The sequence below is a fragment of the Brachyspira hampsonii genome (assembly GCF_002214805.1).
GTDB classification, from domain to species: Bacteria; Spirochaetota; Brachyspiria; order Brachyspirales; family Brachyspiraceae; genus Brachyspira; species Brachyspira hampsonii.
This window is the reverse complement of record NZ_CP019914.1, coordinates 3140187-3156816: the sequence shown is the minus strand read 5'-3', so window position 1 is coordinate 3156816 and position 16630 is coordinate 3140187. Positions and strand designations below refer to the sequence as shown.

Sequence of the window (16630 nt, the reverse complement as noted above, 5' to 3'; positions counted from 1 at the left end):
TAGTCAATAAAATTAAAAAAAGGATAAAAATATATGCTTAATTTTGAGCCTATTAGTTTAGATAAACAGGAACTATATCATAAATATTTTTCTATAACACCAGAACAGTCAGCAGATTATACATTTATGAATCTTCTAGGACTTAAAGATATATACATGCTTGAGTGGGCATTCACAGAAAAATTAGTTTGGATAAGACAGAAATCACCATATATTACTTATTGGGCACCTGTAGGAGATTGGTTTAATACTAATTTCTGCAATGATATGGGACCTTGTGAAATATCAGGAGAGGCTATTATAAGAATACCTAAAGAACTCGCTTTATTTTGGGAGAAAACTACTAAAATAAAAATAAGAGAAAGCAGAGATGAATGGGAATATCTATATGATTTTAATGAACTTGTTACACTACCCGGAAAAAAATTCCATAATAAAAAGAATCTTTATAATCAATTTATAAAAAATGATTTTGAGTACAAGCCTATAGATAAAACTATTGTAAAAGATATACTTGATTTTGAAGCCAAATGGGAAGAAGAAGAAAAGAAGAATAATGATGCATCTCAAAATAATGCCGAAGAATGTGAAGCTTTCGACAGTAATAAATTATTATCACATGAAGTAAGAGCAGAAGCTGATACAATAATGATAAGAACTTTACTTGATAATTGGGATATTATAAGCAATATAGCAGGCGGTGCAATATATATTGATAAAAAAGTAGTAGCATATACAATAGCTGATTTGAGTATGAGAGATACAATAGTAGTTCATTCTGAAAGAGGGGATAGAAATTATAAAGGTACTTATCAGGCTATAAACAGGATGTTCTTAGAAAATTTAAAAAATTATGTAATCGATTATGAAAGATTTAAATTTGTTAATAGAGAGCAGGACGTAGGAGATTTGGGACTTAGAAAAGCAAAATTATCATACAATCCAGTAGGTTATGTGGAGAAATATAAGGGATTTTGTGCAGAGTTTTAATAAAAAATTAAATAATTATATGCTCATTTTATTAATGAGCATATATCGATATTTAAAACTTTATTTTTTCACTTTTATAAATATAGTCTGTTTTTTACCATTATAATTTCTGCATAAATATATATAATAATTATCTAAATACCTTTTATCTCCATTAATTTGTTTTCTATATGATTGAAAGTTTGTTATATATTCAATACTATCAAAATACTTAGAAGCTAAATTTGTATCAGGAGAAGTAGTTATATAATATAAATCATCTCCTATAAAGTTATTATCATCATACCAAAAATCAAATACTGTAGGGTGATATGTATTCCAATTTAAACATACTGCTTCATTTTCCGGATTTATATAAAAATTAATCATTGAAGGAATTTGATAATTTAATGCAAACATTCTAATATTCTTATCCATATTTAAATTATAATATTCTTTTAAATCATACCTTATAGCATTATATTTATAATATCTATCAGTAGGGTCTCCTTTTATTGGTATAATAGGCACAAAATATTGAAGTATTATTATAAAAATAGCTATATTGCAAAGTAAAATGTTGGAAAGAAAAAGATTTCTTATATATTTTTTATTCCAGTTTTTAGATATATAATACGATACTAAAAATAAACCTCCAGCATACATAAATAAAGCCCAATTAGCTTCCAATTTATTTTTGAAAGATTTTTGAACTATATAAATAAAAGGTATTAAAGATATAAAAGCAAAATAAAAATTATTTTCTGTTTCTTTTTTATTAAAAAATTGCAAAGTTGTTTTTATAATCAAATAACAAAATAATATAAAAAATAAAGGACTGTATAAACCTATTTGTGCCCCCCAAAAGTCCAAAGTTCTATTAATACTTCCCGGCTTTTGCAGCTGTCTGTCTAATGCATATTTTATGAATGTGAAATCCGTTTGAAAATTATATATTATAAAAGGCAAATAAACTAAAGCGGCAGCTATAAATGATAAATAAAACTCTTTGTATAAAAAAATCTCTTTTCTTCTATTTGAAATTAATATAAAAAAACATATTGAAGAACCTACAAAAATAGCACCCTCTTTAGAAAGCAAACTAAATCCAAATAAAAATCCGGCCAAATAAAAATAATTTTTATTTGAATATATAGCCTTATAATATGCCATTATAGAAAAAAGTAAAAAATAAAACATAGGTGTATCTATTGTTACAATAAGCGAAAGACCGGCAAAAAAAGGTATTGTATTAAAGAGTATAACAGATATTACAGCAGCGTTTTCATCTTTTTCTTTACTTACAAATATATAAATAAAAACAGATACTAATATACTAAATAAAATACTTCCAAACCTAACACCAAATCCAGTATTTCCAAATATGATCATGCTTAGTTTCATAAAAAATGCTATACCACCGCCATGGTCAAAAAATCCGAACGGTAAATGCTTTGTCCATAATGCATAATGAGCTTCATCATCTATTAAAGTTGTAAATGTTAATAGTATTGTTCTTAATATATAAGACAATATGATGAATATAAATGAAATGAGAAAAACTTTATTTTTTATTATTATATTTATAAATCTTTTAATACTATTTTTCATAATTTTCATCCTCACTATTTTTTATAATAAACTCAGGTCTGTTTTTTATTTGTTCATATATTTTTGCTAAATATTCAGAAATTACAGATAAACTTAAAAGCTGAACACCTCCCATAAAAATAACAGTTATCATTATAGAAGACCAGCCTTTTATAATATCAGAATTAAAAAAGAAATATTTTATAAATACATATAAAGACAATATAAGAGCCAAAACCATAGATAAAATACCTAAAATTAAAGATATTCTTAAAGGCTTTGTAGAAAATGATATTACAGCAGTTAAAGCAAGATTAAACATTTTTTTGTATGTATACTTAGTTTTACCAGCTTCTCTAGGTTTTCTATTATATAAAAATGGTTTTTGTTTGAATCCCATCCAGCTAATTAATCCGCGTATATATTTGGGCTTTTCTTTAAATTGTTTATATGCATTAATTACATTTCTATCTATTAATCTAAAATCTCCTGTATCAAGAGGAAATTTCACATCCGATAATAAATTAACTAATCTATAAAATAAATTAGCAGTAATTTTTTTAATAAAACTCTCCCCTTCTCTTGAAGTTCTGCATGCATATATAACATTAGCTTTTGAATTAATATGCTCTTCTATCATAGAAGGTATAAGCTCTGGAGGATCTTGTAAATCAGCATCTATTATTATAGCTATATCACCTGAAGAATTAAGAATACCGCAGCTTACGGCAGCCTGATGACCGAAGTTTCTTGAAAAAGAAAAAAGCTTTATATTATTATTTTCTTTTCTGTATTTATTGATTATATATTCTGTATTATCATAACTTCCATCATTTATAAAAATTATTTCATAATCATTATAATTAGAAAGTACATTAATCAATCTATTATACAATATTTCTATAACAAGCTCTTCATTATAACAAGGTACTATTACACTTATTTTCATAATGAAGCACCTATAAAACAAATATTATATAAAAAAATTTGCAATGAAGAGATAAAATTACTTTTGATTAAAATAAAAAAGAAAAAGTTTTGACTGATTAATTTAGAATTTTGCTGTTTGCTGTTTGCTGTTTGCTGTTTGCTGTTTGCTGTTTGCTGTTTGCTGTTTGCTGTTTGCTGTTTGCTGTTTGCTGTTTGCTGTTTGCTGTTTGCTGTTTGCTGTTTGCTGTTTGCTGTTTGCTGTTTGCTGTTTGCTGTTTGCTGTTTGCTGTTTGCTGTTTGCTGTTTGCTGTTTGCTGTTTGCTGTTTGCTGTTTGCTGTTTGCTGACATCAAATCATTCCTTGAATAGTATATCTATAGTATAATATATATCAAAAAAAAATCAATATAGAATAAATAAAAAAGGTGCAAATCATTTTGAAGATTCACACCTTTTAATTTTTTATAAATAATTTAATCATTAACCAAGTATAGCCAAAAGCACTCCAGCAGCAACTGCAGAACCAATTACACCAGAAACGTTTGGTCCCATAGCATGCATAAGTAAGAAGTTATGAGGGTTAGCCTCTTGTCCTACTTTGTTAGCAACTCTTGCAGCCATAGGAACAGCAGATACTCCGGCAGCACCAATAAGCGGATTGATTTTATCTTTGCTGAATAAATTCATTAATTTAGCAAGAAGAACACCGCCTGCAGTACCCATAGAGAATGCTACTAAACCTAATACCAATATACCAAGTGTCTCAAAACGTAAGAACTTATCAGCAGCTAATTTACTTCCAACTGATAAACCTAACATAATTGTAACAATGTTTATTAATTCATTCTGAGCAGTTTTTGAAAGTCTGTCAGTAACACCAGATTCTTTAAGCAAATTACCAAACATAACAGCACCAATAAGAGGAGCAGCATCAGGTAAAAGTAAAGCTACAAGTATTATAACGCTAAGAGGGAAAATAATTTTTTCTCTTTTGCTTACAGGACGTAACTGTTTCATTTCAATTTTTCTTTCTTTTTCAGTAGTAAGCCATTTCATAATAGGAGGCTGAATAATAGGAACCAAAGCCATATATGAATAAGCAGCAACAGCAATAGCACCCAATAAAGAAGGTGAAAGTCTTGAAGCTGTAAATATAGCAGTAGGACCGTCAGCACCGCCTATAATACCTATAGAAGCAGCATCTTTCAAAGTGAAAGAAATTACAGGAACATAAGTTGATAATATCATAGCACCAAGCAAAGTTCCGAATATACCTATCTGAGCAGCAGCACCTAATAATGCAGTTTTAGGGTTAGCAATAAGAGGTCCGAAATCTGTCATAGCACCAACACCTATAAATATGAATAATGGGAACAATCCAGATTCAATACCAAAAGTGTATATCTGACCCAAAAAACCTCCGCTACTTAAAGTTACTGGTATACCGTTCATAACTTCAACTACAGGAAGTGCTGCAATATTAGCAATAGGAATATTAGCCAAAATACCACCCATACCTATAGGAATAAGAAGTAATGGTTCAAATCCTTTAGCTATAGCAAGATAAACTAAAACTAGTCCTACACAAATCATTATAAGATTCTGCCATAGTGGTACAGATTTTACTTTAATATCATTTAATTTAGTTTGATATTTTTCCTGCTTACTATTTTCAGCTTTAGCCTGAGCTTCTGCTATTTCCTGTTCGCTTCTAGGAAAAAGTCCTCCAAAAGCTGTATTTCTAGCCAAAGAAATAAGCGAATCTTTTATATTAAGAGGTTTCTGAGTACTTTCCTGAGCAAGTACCATTGATGCAGTCATAAAGACAAGTGCAAATACTAAAAATATTTTTCTCATTATTTTTATCTCCTTACAACAAGCATCATCATTAGCCTACAATAGCCAATTCCTGACCAGCAACTACAGCGTCTCCTGGTTTAACTTTAACTTCTTTAACAACACCATTAGCAGAAGATTTTATTTCTACTTCCATTTTCATAGCTTCTACGATCAATACTGTAGAACCGTCCTGAACTTGTGTTCCTACTGGAGCTACTATTTTTACAACTGTACCAGGTAAACCAGCTGTAACTGGAGTAGCAGAACCTGAAGAAGCAGGAGCAGCAGACTGAGAAGCACCAGCAACTATACCATCTTTGATAGTATAGTCATAGCTTACTCCGTCAACTATAGCTTTTCCATTTTCTATTTTTATTCCATAGCTTGAACCGCCTACAGTAACTGTAACTTCATTGCTTGTAGATTGAGAAGCACCAGAAGAAGCAGTATTAGGAGCATTTTTTCTAATACCAAGTTTAGCTTCGCCTTTAAGGAACTGTATACCTTTTTCTTTACAAGCAGCAGCTATAAATACATTTTCATCTGAAAGATCTGTGATACCAGCATCTTTTAAAGCCTGTTCAGCAGCTTTTCTTCCTTTTTTAGGGTTTTTATCATCTATATCCATAGCAAGTTCAGTTGTAGGCTGTAAACCTAATTGCTCGCTTGCTATTTTTACTATTTCTGGGTCTGGAGTAGAAGGAGTTTTTCCAAAATATCCTAATACCATTTTACCGTAACCGTCAGCTATTTTTTTCCAATTACCTTGCATTACATTATTAAATGCCTGTTGGAAATAGAATTGAGATACAGGAGTTACAGAAGTACCGAAACCGCCTTTTTTTACAACTTCAGTCATAGCTTTTATAACTTCAGGGAATCTATTCATTACATTAATATCTCTCATCATTTGAGTATTAGCTGTTAAAGCACCTCCCGGCATTGGAGCAAATGGAATCATAGGTTCCACTGTTCTGCTTTCAGGTGGTAAGAAGTAATCTTTCATACAATCTTTAAATACTTCTTCAGCTTCTCTGATTTTATCTATATCAATTTTTAATTCATATTCAGTTCCTCTTAAAGCATGCCACATAACTATAACATCTGTTTGACAAGTACCGCCAGACACAGGAGCAGCTGAAAGGTCTATACAATCAGCACCTGCTTCCAAAGCAGCTCTGTACTGAACCGCACCTATACCTGCAGTTTCATGACTATGAACTTGTATATGCATATCAGAACCCAAAAGTTTTCTAGCCTCTTTAACTGTATCATAAACAACCTGAGGAGTTGAAGTACCTGAAGCATCTTTGAAACATACAGAATCAAAATCTACATTATCTTTAATTTGTTTTAATACTTTTGCATAAAAAGCTGCATCATGGGCACCTTCGCATCCAGGAGGCAAAGCCATCATACTAACACATACCTGATGTTTAAGTCCTGCTTCTTTAATACATTTACCGCTGAATATAAGGTTATTTACATCATTTAAAGCATCAAAGTTTCTAATTGTTGTAATACCATGTTTTTTGAATAATTGGGCATGTAATTTAATCATTTCTCTAGGCTGAGATTCCAAACCTACAACATTGACACCTCTTGCTAATGTTTGTAAATTAACGTCAGGACCTACTGTTTTTCTGAAAGTATCCATTACATCAAAAGCATTTTCTTGGTTATAAAAAAATGCACTTTGGAAAGTTGCACCGCCGCCTGATTCAAAATATGTAACTCCTGCCTTAACAAATGCTTCTACAGCAGGCATAAAATCTTTAGATAATACTCTAGCACCATAAACAGATTGAAATCCGTCTCTGAATGCTGTTAGCATAAATTTTACTTCTTTTTTAGCCATTATCATTTCTCCTTAAATCTTAATAAACTATATAATCTTATTTTTTATTACTATGAACATGTGCTAAAGCTATTGCTATAGCTACCATCTTATCATTATTAGTTGTTTGCACCGGTGCCGGAGAAGACGAAATTGCTTCCTGAGGAGGAGGCATTAATTTGTCTACTTGAGCTACAACAGCACTGACAATCTTCATAACGAAAACTAATATAATTAAAAACAATACAACAACGCCCATACCAATGATCATTATTTGCAATGCTTCCATGATACTACTATTCATCAAAATACTCCTATTCTCTAATTTTTTTAATACTGCATTATACTATATTTTTTACTTATATACAAGTAATTTTATTACAAAATATAACTTTTATTTCACAATATCATTGACTTTATAGAAATACTACATATAATAACTAGAAATGATTTTAATTATATTATATAGGGTGAAATTATATGAATATGAATTCGTTTATGCCAATAGCAGTTTTTGATTCCGGTGTAGGAGGCTTAACTGTTCTTAAAAAAATGTTAGAAATATTACCTAATGAAAATTATATATATATAGGGGATAATGCTAATATACCGTATGGGGATAAATCTCAAGAAGAAATTGTAAGGCTAACATTAAAAATGACTGATTTTTTGATAGCAAAAAAATGTAAAATGATTATTATTGCATGTAATACTATAACAGCTTGTGCTTTTGATATTCTAAAACAAAAATATGATGTACCTGTAATAGAAGTTATATCAAATGCTGTAGCAGATGCTTTAAATAAAACAAAAAATAATAATATATCTATAATGGCAACAGAATTCACAGTTAAGTCTAATATTTATAAAAATAAAATTATTGAATGCAATAAAGAAGCAAGTGTTACTCAAATAGCTTGTAAAGAATTATGTCCTATGATTGAAAATGATTGGTATAGTTATGAAAACAGATTAGATGTATTAAAAGGTTATTTAAAAAATATAGATAAAAATTCTGATACTTTAATATTAGGATGCACTCATTATCCTCATATCATTAATGACATAGAAATATTATTAAAAAATGACATTGAAAATTCTATAAAAAATATAGTTGATCCTTCATATTATACAGTGGTTTCAGCTAAAAAATATTTGGAAGAAAATAATTTGCTTAATAATAATAATAATAATAATAATAATAATAATAATAATAATAATAAAGATAGATATACAAAAATATACACAACTGAAACTAATATAGAAAAAACAAATAAACTAATAGATATTTTTATGCCTAAAAATGAAAAATATGAATTAGAACAAATAACATTATAAAATATAACATATATAATTTGAAAAAATTATGTAATTATAATATAATATCCTAATATTTTTTAGGATAATTCTTTTTATGAATATAATATATAATTTAACTATATACCCTATAGAATTTATTTTAGAAATAATATTCTACTATCTTAAAGTATCAACTCAGAGCAGCTATACAGTAAGTGTCATTTTAGTAAGTTTGATTATAAATATATTATCGCTCCCTTTATACAATATAGCCGAAAAATGGCAGCAGAAAGAAAGAGATATACAGAACAAAATGAAGCCTATGATAGATAATATAAAAGCAGTATATAAAGGAGATCAGGCTTATTTATTAATAAGAACATGTCAAAGAATCAACAAATATAAAACCATTTATGCTTTTAGAGGAGTATTAGGATTATTAATACAAATACCTTTCTTTTTAGCCGGATATAATTTTTTTACTAGTTTAACAGGTACAAATACAGAAAGTTTTTGGCTTATAAAAAGTTTAGGAGAACCAGATAAAATAATTCATATAGGAAATTATTATATAAATTTACTGCCGTTTGTAATGACATCTTTTTCTCTTGCATCAACATTTGTATATTCTAAAAAATTAACATTTAAAGAATCAATACCTATATTTTTAATGAGTTTATTCTTCTTAGTATTCTTATATAATTCTCCTTCTATACTTTTACTATATTGGACTATTAACTGTGCATTTTCATTTTTTAAAAATATAGTTCTAATCAATATTGATAAAATAAAAAATATAATAAATAACATATCAAATAATAAAATATTCATATTAGCTGCTAAAATAATATATTCTTTATATACTATTTTTATATTCATAATGACTATTTTATATTTTTTAAGAAATACATTAATAAATAAATCGGCTGTAGAATATCCATTTTTAAAAATATTTATCATACATGTAAAAACTTATAGAGATTTGTTATTAATTTGGTTTATTATTTCAATTTTTATTTTAATAATATTCATAGCTAAAAATAAAATATCAGATTTGATAAAAATAGAAAGTAAATTAAGATTAAAAATATTTATATCATCATCTATAATTATAACAGTACTATCCGGTTTATTCATTTTAACTTCATTGATAGCATCTTCAGGACAGGAATTTCAAGATCCATTTAATATAATATTCAGTGTATTTTTTAAATATATTGGTATATTTTTTGTCTATCCAATATTTTTATATTTTCTATTTTCAGAAAAATTTAAAAATAATATAACTTTTCTATTTATATTCATAGCAATAACATCATTAATTAATACTTTTATAATGGTAATGGATTACGGATATATATCTAGTAATTTTAAATTTGAATTAGAGTATTTACTAATACCCAATTTAAAACAAATAATAATAAATAGCATTTTAATATTATTAGCTTTATTCTTAACATTTTTGGTAATAAGAAAGAAATTAATAAATTTGATATTCAATATATTTATAATTATAATAATAAGTTTATCTGCTGTATCAATATTCAATTTTACAAAAATTAGCAGTGAGCAGAAAAAATTATTAGAAATATCTTCCATTAATAAAAATATTAATAACAAATACGATATATTTAATTTTTCTAAAACAGGAACAAACATATTTATTATAATATTAGACAGAGGAAATCCCGAATTTGGTAATTTAGTATTTGACAGATTTGAAGATATAAAAAAGGAATTTGAGGGCTTTGTATGGTATCCAAATACTGCTGCTTTTGGAGCTGCTACTTTTGGAAGCATACAAGCATTATATGGAGGATATGAATATGCTCCATTTGAAATAGATGGAAAATACAATTTAAAAGATAAGCATAATGAATCACTCATTATGATGCCTCAATTATTTTATAAGGCAGGATATGATTCTGTAACATTTGATCCTTCTTTTGCTAATCTTTCTTGGACTCCTGATTTAACTATATTTAAAAATTATACAAATATAAAAGCATATAATCAAAACAACAGTATGATGGAAAAAGAATTGAACAATCTGCTTGATAACAATGCAGATAATAATATTTATACAAATGACATAGTTAAAAATAATAAAAACAGAGCTGTAAGATTCTCATTATTCAGAATGCTTCCTGTTTTTTTAAGGAACAAATTATATGCAAAAAATGATTGGTTCATACCTAACTCCGGAAGAAATTTAGCTATAGTTGGTAATAGCATACAAGAATATACTCTATTACAAGCATTAACTAATCTAACTGTAATAAATGAAAAAGGTAATTATTTTAATATTATGCATAGCGACAGTACTCATGAACCATTTAATTATAATACTAATTTTATCCCATCATTAAATATAGAAACTCTTCCGGAAGAAGAAGTAAAATATTTTGGAAGTGAATTTTCGGCAAGAAGCTACTACGCCACAGTTGCTTCTTTTAGAGAACTTGCAAACTTTTTTAAATACTTAAAACAAAATAAAGTTTATGATAATACAAAAATAATAATAGTTTCAGATCATTCAGGATATTTCTCGCCGTCTATATTTGATGAAAATGATATGGAAGGATTCAAAGTATTTAATTCTATGCTTTATTTTAAAGATTTTGACTCAAGAGGTGATATAGTATCTAACAACACATTTATGACTATAGCAGATGTTCCATATTTAGCTGTTAAGCATCTAAATAACCCTACAAATCCGTTTACTGGGAAAATTATAACTAATGATTACAAAAATATTAATGGTATTGATGTTATTATAACAGCAAATGCAGATCCTAATGCTAATCTTGAGAAAAATTTTAATTATATAGGTCGTTATAACATAAAAAATAATATTTTTATTAAAACTAACTGGACACAAAAAAAATAATTATAAACATAATATATAATAATTAATAAATTTCTTTTAAACCATTATCTATATCAAATATCCAATGTTTGTTAAATACTTTCCTGTATGAATAGCCGAATGGAAATTTTCCTATAGATACAGCAAAATATTTATTCCCATTATTTTTTTGTCTGCTGCACATAGTTACCAAATTATTAGGCATATCCTCCATTATAAAATCGGATAAAACTAAAACATCGGCATTTTTAAAGCTAGATGTATTCATCATTCTATTTGCCTCATAAAGTGCTTTATATATATCCGAACCGCCATGATAACTTAACTTCAAAAACTTTATTAAATCTTCAATTCCATTTTCTTTAGTGAATTTGCATGTATATATCTCAGTGCTGAAATTGATAAGATAGGCATTTCTATTTTCGGATAAAGCCTGCATAACCATTTTAAACATAACAGCTTTTGCAATATATTCATTAATACCTTTCATAGAACCGCTTGTATCTATACATATAATCATATCGCCTTTTCCTTCCCTATATCCTGCCCTTACTATATAATCCATATCATCATTAAATACATAAGCACTCTTATCAAAGCACATAAGCCTATTTTCTATATATTTTAGTTTAAATAATTTTTCACTTTCTTTGCTGCATAATAAAGAAAGCTCCTCTGGTATAACATTTTCTATATCTTTGGCAAAGTATATTCCAACTATCTCTTCTTTAGAACTTATTTTTTTATTTGTATTACTGTAGGTATTTTTAAACTCAACATTTCTCAATGATTTTTCTATATCAATTCTTCTTCCTATACTGTCGCAAATTATTTCTATATCTTTATATTTATTAATAAAATCAACCCATCTCTTTAATAAAGATATATCTTCTTCCTCCAACTCCCCTACTCTAAAATCCCATAATACTCCCGTTTTTATTCTGAGTATATTTGACATATATTTTAATTTTTTAAGCAAATTAATCCAAGATTCTATATCAGAAATAAATTTATCCCTTCTCTCTTTTACAGTAGAAACAAGCCAATCATTATTTTTTTTATTATAAGTTTTTTCCCATACTGAAATTACATTTTTTTTTAATATATTTAAATCATCTGAATTTGATAATCTATATCTCCAAAACTTTGTATCAATAGATAAAGCATCTAAGCTATTTAAATCATTAAATATATCTTCTCTGCTTGTATTTTTCAATTTTTTTAATGCTATATCTAATTCTGTTTTATTGTCCTGATACGGATTATTATCATTTATAAATACATTTAAATCTTTTTTCCATTTAGTAATTTTTATTTCTAATTCTTCACTCAATCTTTCATCGCTGCTGAGATTATTAAAAGCACTATTAAATACTCCCTTAGCCATTATCTCTGTTTTTTTTATTTCATCTTTGTAAGAATCATTATCAAATTGTTTCATGCTGCTCTATTTCACTTTTAAGTCTTTGTGCATCCAATTTCTCACTCTCAAGATTTTCTATATAAGAATTAAACATTTCTGTGAAAAAATTGAAATTATCATCTGAGATGAATACACTTTTATTTGAATATTTATCCTTATTAAAGTCATTTTTAAAATTCACTATAATATTCTCAATGCTTGATATTAAAGAATTGATTAATTTTAAATAGGAATCTTTTTTTTCTTTTTCAAGTTTTTTAGGACTAACCTTTTTCATATAAAAATCAGGTTCAGCTTCGGTAAGAAACTCATAATTTTTAGAAAGCATCCCCGATACAAAACCATTTGCCGCAGTGGCAGAATTTATTTCAATAGTACATTTATCTGTACCGTTAAAATTGCATCTGAATTTTCTTGTCTGATTCCTTCCTATATCTAAAGGATAAAAATAACCTTTTTTACCTAATTGTTTTATTGGTATATATATTATAGTTTCACCCTTATTTCCGTATTCATCAATATTAATGAATAAAGTTTTTGCCATATGAGGCTTATCATCTATATTTTCCGTATTATAAGTCTTTTCTAAATTATAAAACTCATCATCTATATTTTTCTGAACACTCTTAAAACTTTCTCTCCATTCATTAATATTCTGATTATTCAAATCATAGCATAAACTTATAGCATTCTCTACTATTTTCTTTACTGATTCAATATGCTCTTCCAAACTCCATAAGCAATTATAAATTAAAATGCTTTCATAAATATCAACTTCATTTCTCCCATTTAAATACGCGGCAGTTTTAAGCAAATATGAAATATGCTGCCATCTTCTGTCGGAAACATATATTGCTATATCTCTATTATCCTCATTAAATTTTTCTATAGAAAGTTTTATATTATGAATTATATCAATAACTGATTTTGAGAGTTTTATATTATTTACTTCTTTTCTTATATTAACCCATTCATCATTTGATATTTTCAATTCATCATCTATATTTATATAAGAATCTAATTGAGTATTTTCAAGTATCTTCTCAAAATTATCTCTGCTTTTTATATTATTAACCATTAAACGAATAATAAACCTGTCATATAAAGCCTCAAGCCCCTGACCTTCAGGCGGAGTTTCATTGCTTGCTGAAATTAAAGCCTTTAATGGTACTTTTATTTCTTCATTTCCATTTTTAAAAACTCTTTCATTTATTATAGTCAAAAGTGTATTAAGTATAGCAGGCGTACTTTTCCATATTTCATCTAAAAATGCAAAATCTGCATCCGGTAAATATCCCTCAGTTTTTCTTATATATTTATCATTTTTTAATTCTTCCAAGCTAATAGGACCGAATATATCTTCCGGCGTAGAAAATCTCTGCATCAAATATCCGAAATATTTTGAATCTTTAAATGCTGATGACACTCTTTTAGCTATAAAACTTTTAGCAGTTCCCGGAGGACCGTATAGAAATATCGGCTTTCCTGCTATGGCACTAAGCAGAGTTAAAGACACTATTTCTTCCCTTTCATAAAGCCCCTCTGAAAGAAGTTTAATAATTTTTTCTATTCTATGTTTCATATTTTTCATAAATATATATTTCTCTTAAATATTACCTTATCTTTACTTTAAGCAGTAAATTTGTAAAAATATTATATCATTTTTAATATAAATTGGAATTACTTATTTTATATGTTATAATAAAAAATATTTATGAAAAAAGGTTTCAGAAATGTTAAACAATAATAATATAAAATTACTCATATTCGATATGGACGGCACTCTTATAGATAGTGCATACTTAAATTATTACTCTTATTACAATGCATTCAAAGAATTTAATATAGAATTAGATAAAGATTACTATTATAACAAATGCTTCGGACTTCATTATAAGATATTTACAGAAAATATTTTAGAATTAAATAATAAAATTACGAAAGATGAAAATAAAAATAATGAATTAATAGAATCCATTCATAATTTAAAAGAAAAAATATATTTAGCAAATCTTAATCTCATACAAATTCACCCTTTTATATTATATACTTTAATTGATAACTATAATAAAAAAGATAATAAAAAACATACAGCATTAGCAACAACCTCATCTCCAAAAGGAGTTTATGCTATATTAAAAGAATTCAATCTTGAAAAATTATTTGATTTAGTATTAACAGGAAATGATATACAAAATAAGAAGCCTCACCCAGAAATATTTTTTAAATGTATAAATCATTTCAATGTAAAAGAAGAAGAAAGCATTATATTTGAAGACAGCGAAGTAGGACTTGAAGCTGCTAATCAAACTAATGCTTGGGTTATAAAAGTAGAAAAGTGGGCAAAGATTTAATTTTTTATCTTTTAAGAAATTTACTAAAAAACATACTTATAAATCCATTAGCCCAACTGAATATACCAATCTTTATTGATATAATTAGATACTCAAAGAAATTCATTTTTTTATCAGATGAAAACTCTATATTCATATTATCATCATCTAAATTTTTTTCAAAGTAGCCATGATGAAAATCGAATTTATGATAGCCTGTACCATCAAAACCAAAATTATTTGTAAAAGATTTTTTTGAAGGCCAAACACATAATTTTTTATTTTTATACATTGTAAATGAATAATAAATATCCCATAAATTATTTTGAACATAAAGATTATCCTTAACAGACTTTTTTATAGCAAGTAAATGAAACCAAGAAAAAACACCTCCTAATATTTTATGCTTAATACTTTTATTATACCAAGAAGTATCGCAAGTATCCCAATTTATATTATTCCATTTACTCTTCCAAGTACCCCAACCCCAACTATGAAAAGCGTATGTAAATATAACATCATGTTTATGATTTTTAGTAGCATGTTTATGAGAAAATGCTGTTATAGCAATTACATCTTCATCATCTTTATAATAATTCAAAGCATTATTCATAAACTCAAGAAAATGTTTATTTGTCTCAATATCATCTTCCAAACCTATAAAATATTCATGATGCTCAAATATTGTGTTTACTGCATTAACAGTGGAATATTTTATACCTAAATTTTTTTGAGCTTCATATATATAAACATTTTTAAAACCATCTTTTATAGTTTTTAAATATTCTCTAAGCTCATAAACAGCTTCTTCATCTTCTTTTTTACTAGGTGCATCTGAAAATATATATAAATCAGTATCTGAAGCCAAAGTGTTTTTCTTTAAAGCTTCAATAACTCTTTTTGTATGTTCAATTCTATTATAAACTACTAAACCTACAGGTGCTAAGTACATAAAAACTCCTTTAATTTTATAATTATGAAAAATATTTAAATATATTTGTATTAAAGGAATATTCATCAAATTATATATTTGCTTAAAAGAGTTATTATTTTTTTATTTTTAAAGTAAACTAAAAAAAATATTAATTTATTTTTTATAATCAAATAATTAATTGAAAGCAGAAATTGATTGTCTAATAAAATCTTTATTAAAACTAAATCTTGCAATGACAATAGAGGTTTTGTACTATAAAAAATAGAATATATTTTATAGTATATTAATGAGAGTTCTGAGTTCTGAGTTCTGAGTTCTGAGTTCTGAGTTCTGAGTTCTGAGTTCTGAGTTCTGAGTTCTGAGTTCTGAGTTCTGAGTTCTGAGTTTTCATATTTAAACTATTATATATTATATATATTTTTTGTCAAGAATATATAAATGAATTTATTTTATTGCATAAAAAACATATAAGATAATAACCCAATTATATTTTTCATTCCAATGCTTGATTTGATAGTAAAAATTATATATAAAAATCAAATTAAAGGCATAAAACTAATAACAAGATATTATATTACTAATAAATATTAAAGTTAATAATTTTTAAT

13 protein-coding genes are annotated in these 16630 nt (G+C 26.6%); 4 read left to right on the top strand and 9 right to left on the bottom strand.

The window, feature by feature from the left end; all coding sequences use genetic code 11:
• Positions 1-33: 33 nt before the first annotated feature.
• Positions 34-990, top strand: coding sequence for a DUF2156 domain-containing protein (locus BHAMNSH16_RS14035; protein WP_069731407.1), 957 nt, complete (start codon positions 34-36; stop codon positions 988-990).
• A gap of 60 nt (positions 991-1050) precedes the next feature.
• Here BHAMNSH16_RS14035 and BHAMNSH16_RS14030 read toward each other — a convergent pair whose 3' ends face one another.
• From BHAMNSH16_RS14030 to BHAMNSH16_RS14005, 6 genes are all read right to left on the bottom strand, one after another.
• Entirely contained in the window at positions 1051-2580 is a 1530-nt protein-coding gene (locus BHAMNSH16_RS14030) for an ArnT family glycosyltransferase (RefSeq protein ID WP_241033624.1), read from the bottom strand.
• Entirely contained in the window at positions 2570-3508 is a 939-nt protein-coding gene (locus tag BHAMNSH16_RS14025; protein ID WP_008729789.1) for a glycosyltransferase family 2 protein, read from the bottom strand. The genes BHAMNSH16_RS14030 and BHAMNSH16_RS14025 overlap by 11 nt, the downstream gene beginning before the upstream one ends.
• Positions 3509-3610: 102 nt before the next feature.
• On the bottom strand, positions 3611-3838 hold the full coding sequence (locus BHAMNSH16_RS14020) for a hypothetical protein (protein WP_164071393.1): 228 nt from the start codon (positions 3836-3838) through the stop codon (positions 3611-3613).
• Positions 3839-3968: 130 nt separating this feature from the next.
• Positions 3969-5345: a sodium ion-translocating decarboxylase subunit beta gene (locus tag BHAMNSH16_RS14015; protein WP_008729784.1), complete on the bottom strand. Its 1377-nt coding sequence runs from the start codon at positions 5343-5345 to the stop codon at positions 3969-3971.
• 31 nt (positions 5346-5376) lie between these two features.
• The gene (locus BHAMNSH16_RS14010) at positions 5377-7185 is read right to left on the bottom strand and encodes a biotin/lipoyl-containing protein (RefSeq protein ID WP_008729781.1); all 1809 of its coding nucleotides are present in this window, start codon (positions 7183-7185) and stop codon (positions 5377-5379) included.
• Between the two features lie 37 nt (positions 7186-7222).
• Complete coding sequence (locus tag BHAMNSH16_RS14005; RefSeq protein ID WP_008729779.1) at positions 7223-7468, bottom strand: OadG family protein; 246 nt, start codon at positions 7466-7468, stop codon at positions 7223-7225.
• A 176-nt stretch (positions 7469-7644) separates the two neighbouring features.
• Here BHAMNSH16_RS14005 and murI point away from each other — a divergent pair, with 176 nt between their 5' ends.
• Positions 7645-8502, top strand: a complete 858-nt coding sequence (gene murI / locus BHAMNSH16_RS14000) for a glutamate racemase (protein WP_069732200.1) — start codon at positions 7645-7647, stop codon at positions 8500-8502.
• A gap of 76 nt (positions 8503-8578) precedes the next feature.
• Positions 8579-11353, top strand: coding sequence for a YidC/Oxa1 family membrane protein insertase (locus tag BHAMNSH16_RS13995; RefSeq protein WP_069732199.1), 2775 nt, complete (start codon positions 8579-8581; stop codon positions 11351-11353).
• Positions 11354-11375: 22 nt separating this feature from the next.
• Here the strand turns inward: BHAMNSH16_RS13995 and BHAMNSH16_RS13990 are convergent, their stop codons facing one another.
• Complete coding sequence (locus BHAMNSH16_RS13990; RefSeq protein WP_069732198.1) at positions 11376-12773, bottom strand: VWA domain-containing protein; 1398 nt, start codon at positions 12771-12773, stop codon at positions 11376-11378.
• On the bottom strand, positions 12760-14346 hold the full coding sequence (locus BHAMNSH16_RS13985) for an AAA family ATPase (RefSeq protein WP_008732497.1): 1587 nt from the start codon (positions 14344-14346) through the stop codon (positions 12760-12762). The genes BHAMNSH16_RS13990 and BHAMNSH16_RS13985 overlap by 14 nt, the downstream gene beginning before the upstream one ends.
• 142 nt (positions 14347-14488) lie before the next feature.
• Between BHAMNSH16_RS13985 and BHAMNSH16_RS13980 the strand changes: the two genes are divergently transcribed.
• Positions 14489-15109, top strand: coding sequence for an HAD family hydrolase (locus tag BHAMNSH16_RS13980; protein ID WP_008732502.1), 621 nt, complete (start codon positions 14489-14491; stop codon positions 15107-15109).
• A 4-nt stretch (positions 15110-15113) separates the two neighbouring features.
• Here the strand turns inward: BHAMNSH16_RS13980 and BHAMNSH16_RS13975 are convergent, their stop codons facing one another.
• Complete coding sequence (locus tag BHAMNSH16_RS13975; RefSeq protein ID WP_013112599.1) at positions 15114-16040, bottom strand: hypothetical protein; 927 nt, start codon at positions 16038-16040, stop codon at positions 15114-15116.
• Positions 16041-16630 lie beyond the last annotated feature (590 nt).

Coding starts and splice junctions, on each gene's coding strand:
- BHAMNSH16_RS14035 (WP_069731407.1), top strand. CDS start 34: ATGCTTAATTTTGAGCCTATTAGTTTAGATAAACAGGAACTATATCAT.
- BHAMNSH16_RS14030 (WP_241033624.1), bottom strand. CDS start 2,580: ATGAAAAATAGTATTAAAAGATTTATAAATATAATAATAAAAAATAAA.
- BHAMNSH16_RS14025 (WP_008729789.1), bottom strand. CDS start 3,508: ATGAAAATAAGTGTAATAGTACCTTGTTATAATGAAGAGCTTGTTATA.
- BHAMNSH16_RS14020 (WP_164071393.1), bottom strand. CDS start 3,838: ATGTCAGCAAACAGCAAACAGCAAACAGCAAACAGCAAACAGCAAACA.
- BHAMNSH16_RS14015 (WP_008729784.1), bottom strand. CDS start 5,345: ATGAGAAAAATATTTTTAGTATTTGCACTTGTCTTTATGACTGCATCA.
- BHAMNSH16_RS14010 (WP_008729781.1), bottom strand. CDS start 7,185: ATGGCTAAAAAAGAAGTAAAATTTATGCTAACAGCATTCAGAGACGGA.
- BHAMNSH16_RS14005 (WP_008729779.1), bottom strand. CDS start 7,468: ATGAATAGTAGTATCATGGAAGCATTGCAAATAATGATCATTGGTATG.
- murI (WP_069732200.1), top strand. CDS start 7,645: ATGAATATGAATTCGTTTATGCCAATAGCAGTTTTTGATTCCGGTGTA.
- BHAMNSH16_RS13995 (WP_069732199.1), top strand. CDS start 8,579: ATGAATATAATATATAATTTAACTATATACCCTATAGAATTTATTTTA.
- BHAMNSH16_RS13990 (WP_069732198.1), bottom strand. CDS start 12,773: ATGAAACAATTTGATAATGATTCTTACAAAGATGAAATAAAAAAAACA.
- BHAMNSH16_RS13985 (WP_008732497.1), bottom strand. CDS start 14,346: ATGAAAAATATGAAACATAGAATAGAAAAAATTATTAAACTTCTTTCA.
- BHAMNSH16_RS13980 (WP_008732502.1), top strand. CDS start 14,489: ATGTTAAACAATAATAATATAAAATTACTCATATTCGATATGGACGGC.
- BHAMNSH16_RS13975 (WP_013112599.1), bottom strand. CDS start 16,040: ATGTACTTAGCACCTGTAGGTTTAGTAGTTTATAATAGAATTGAACAT.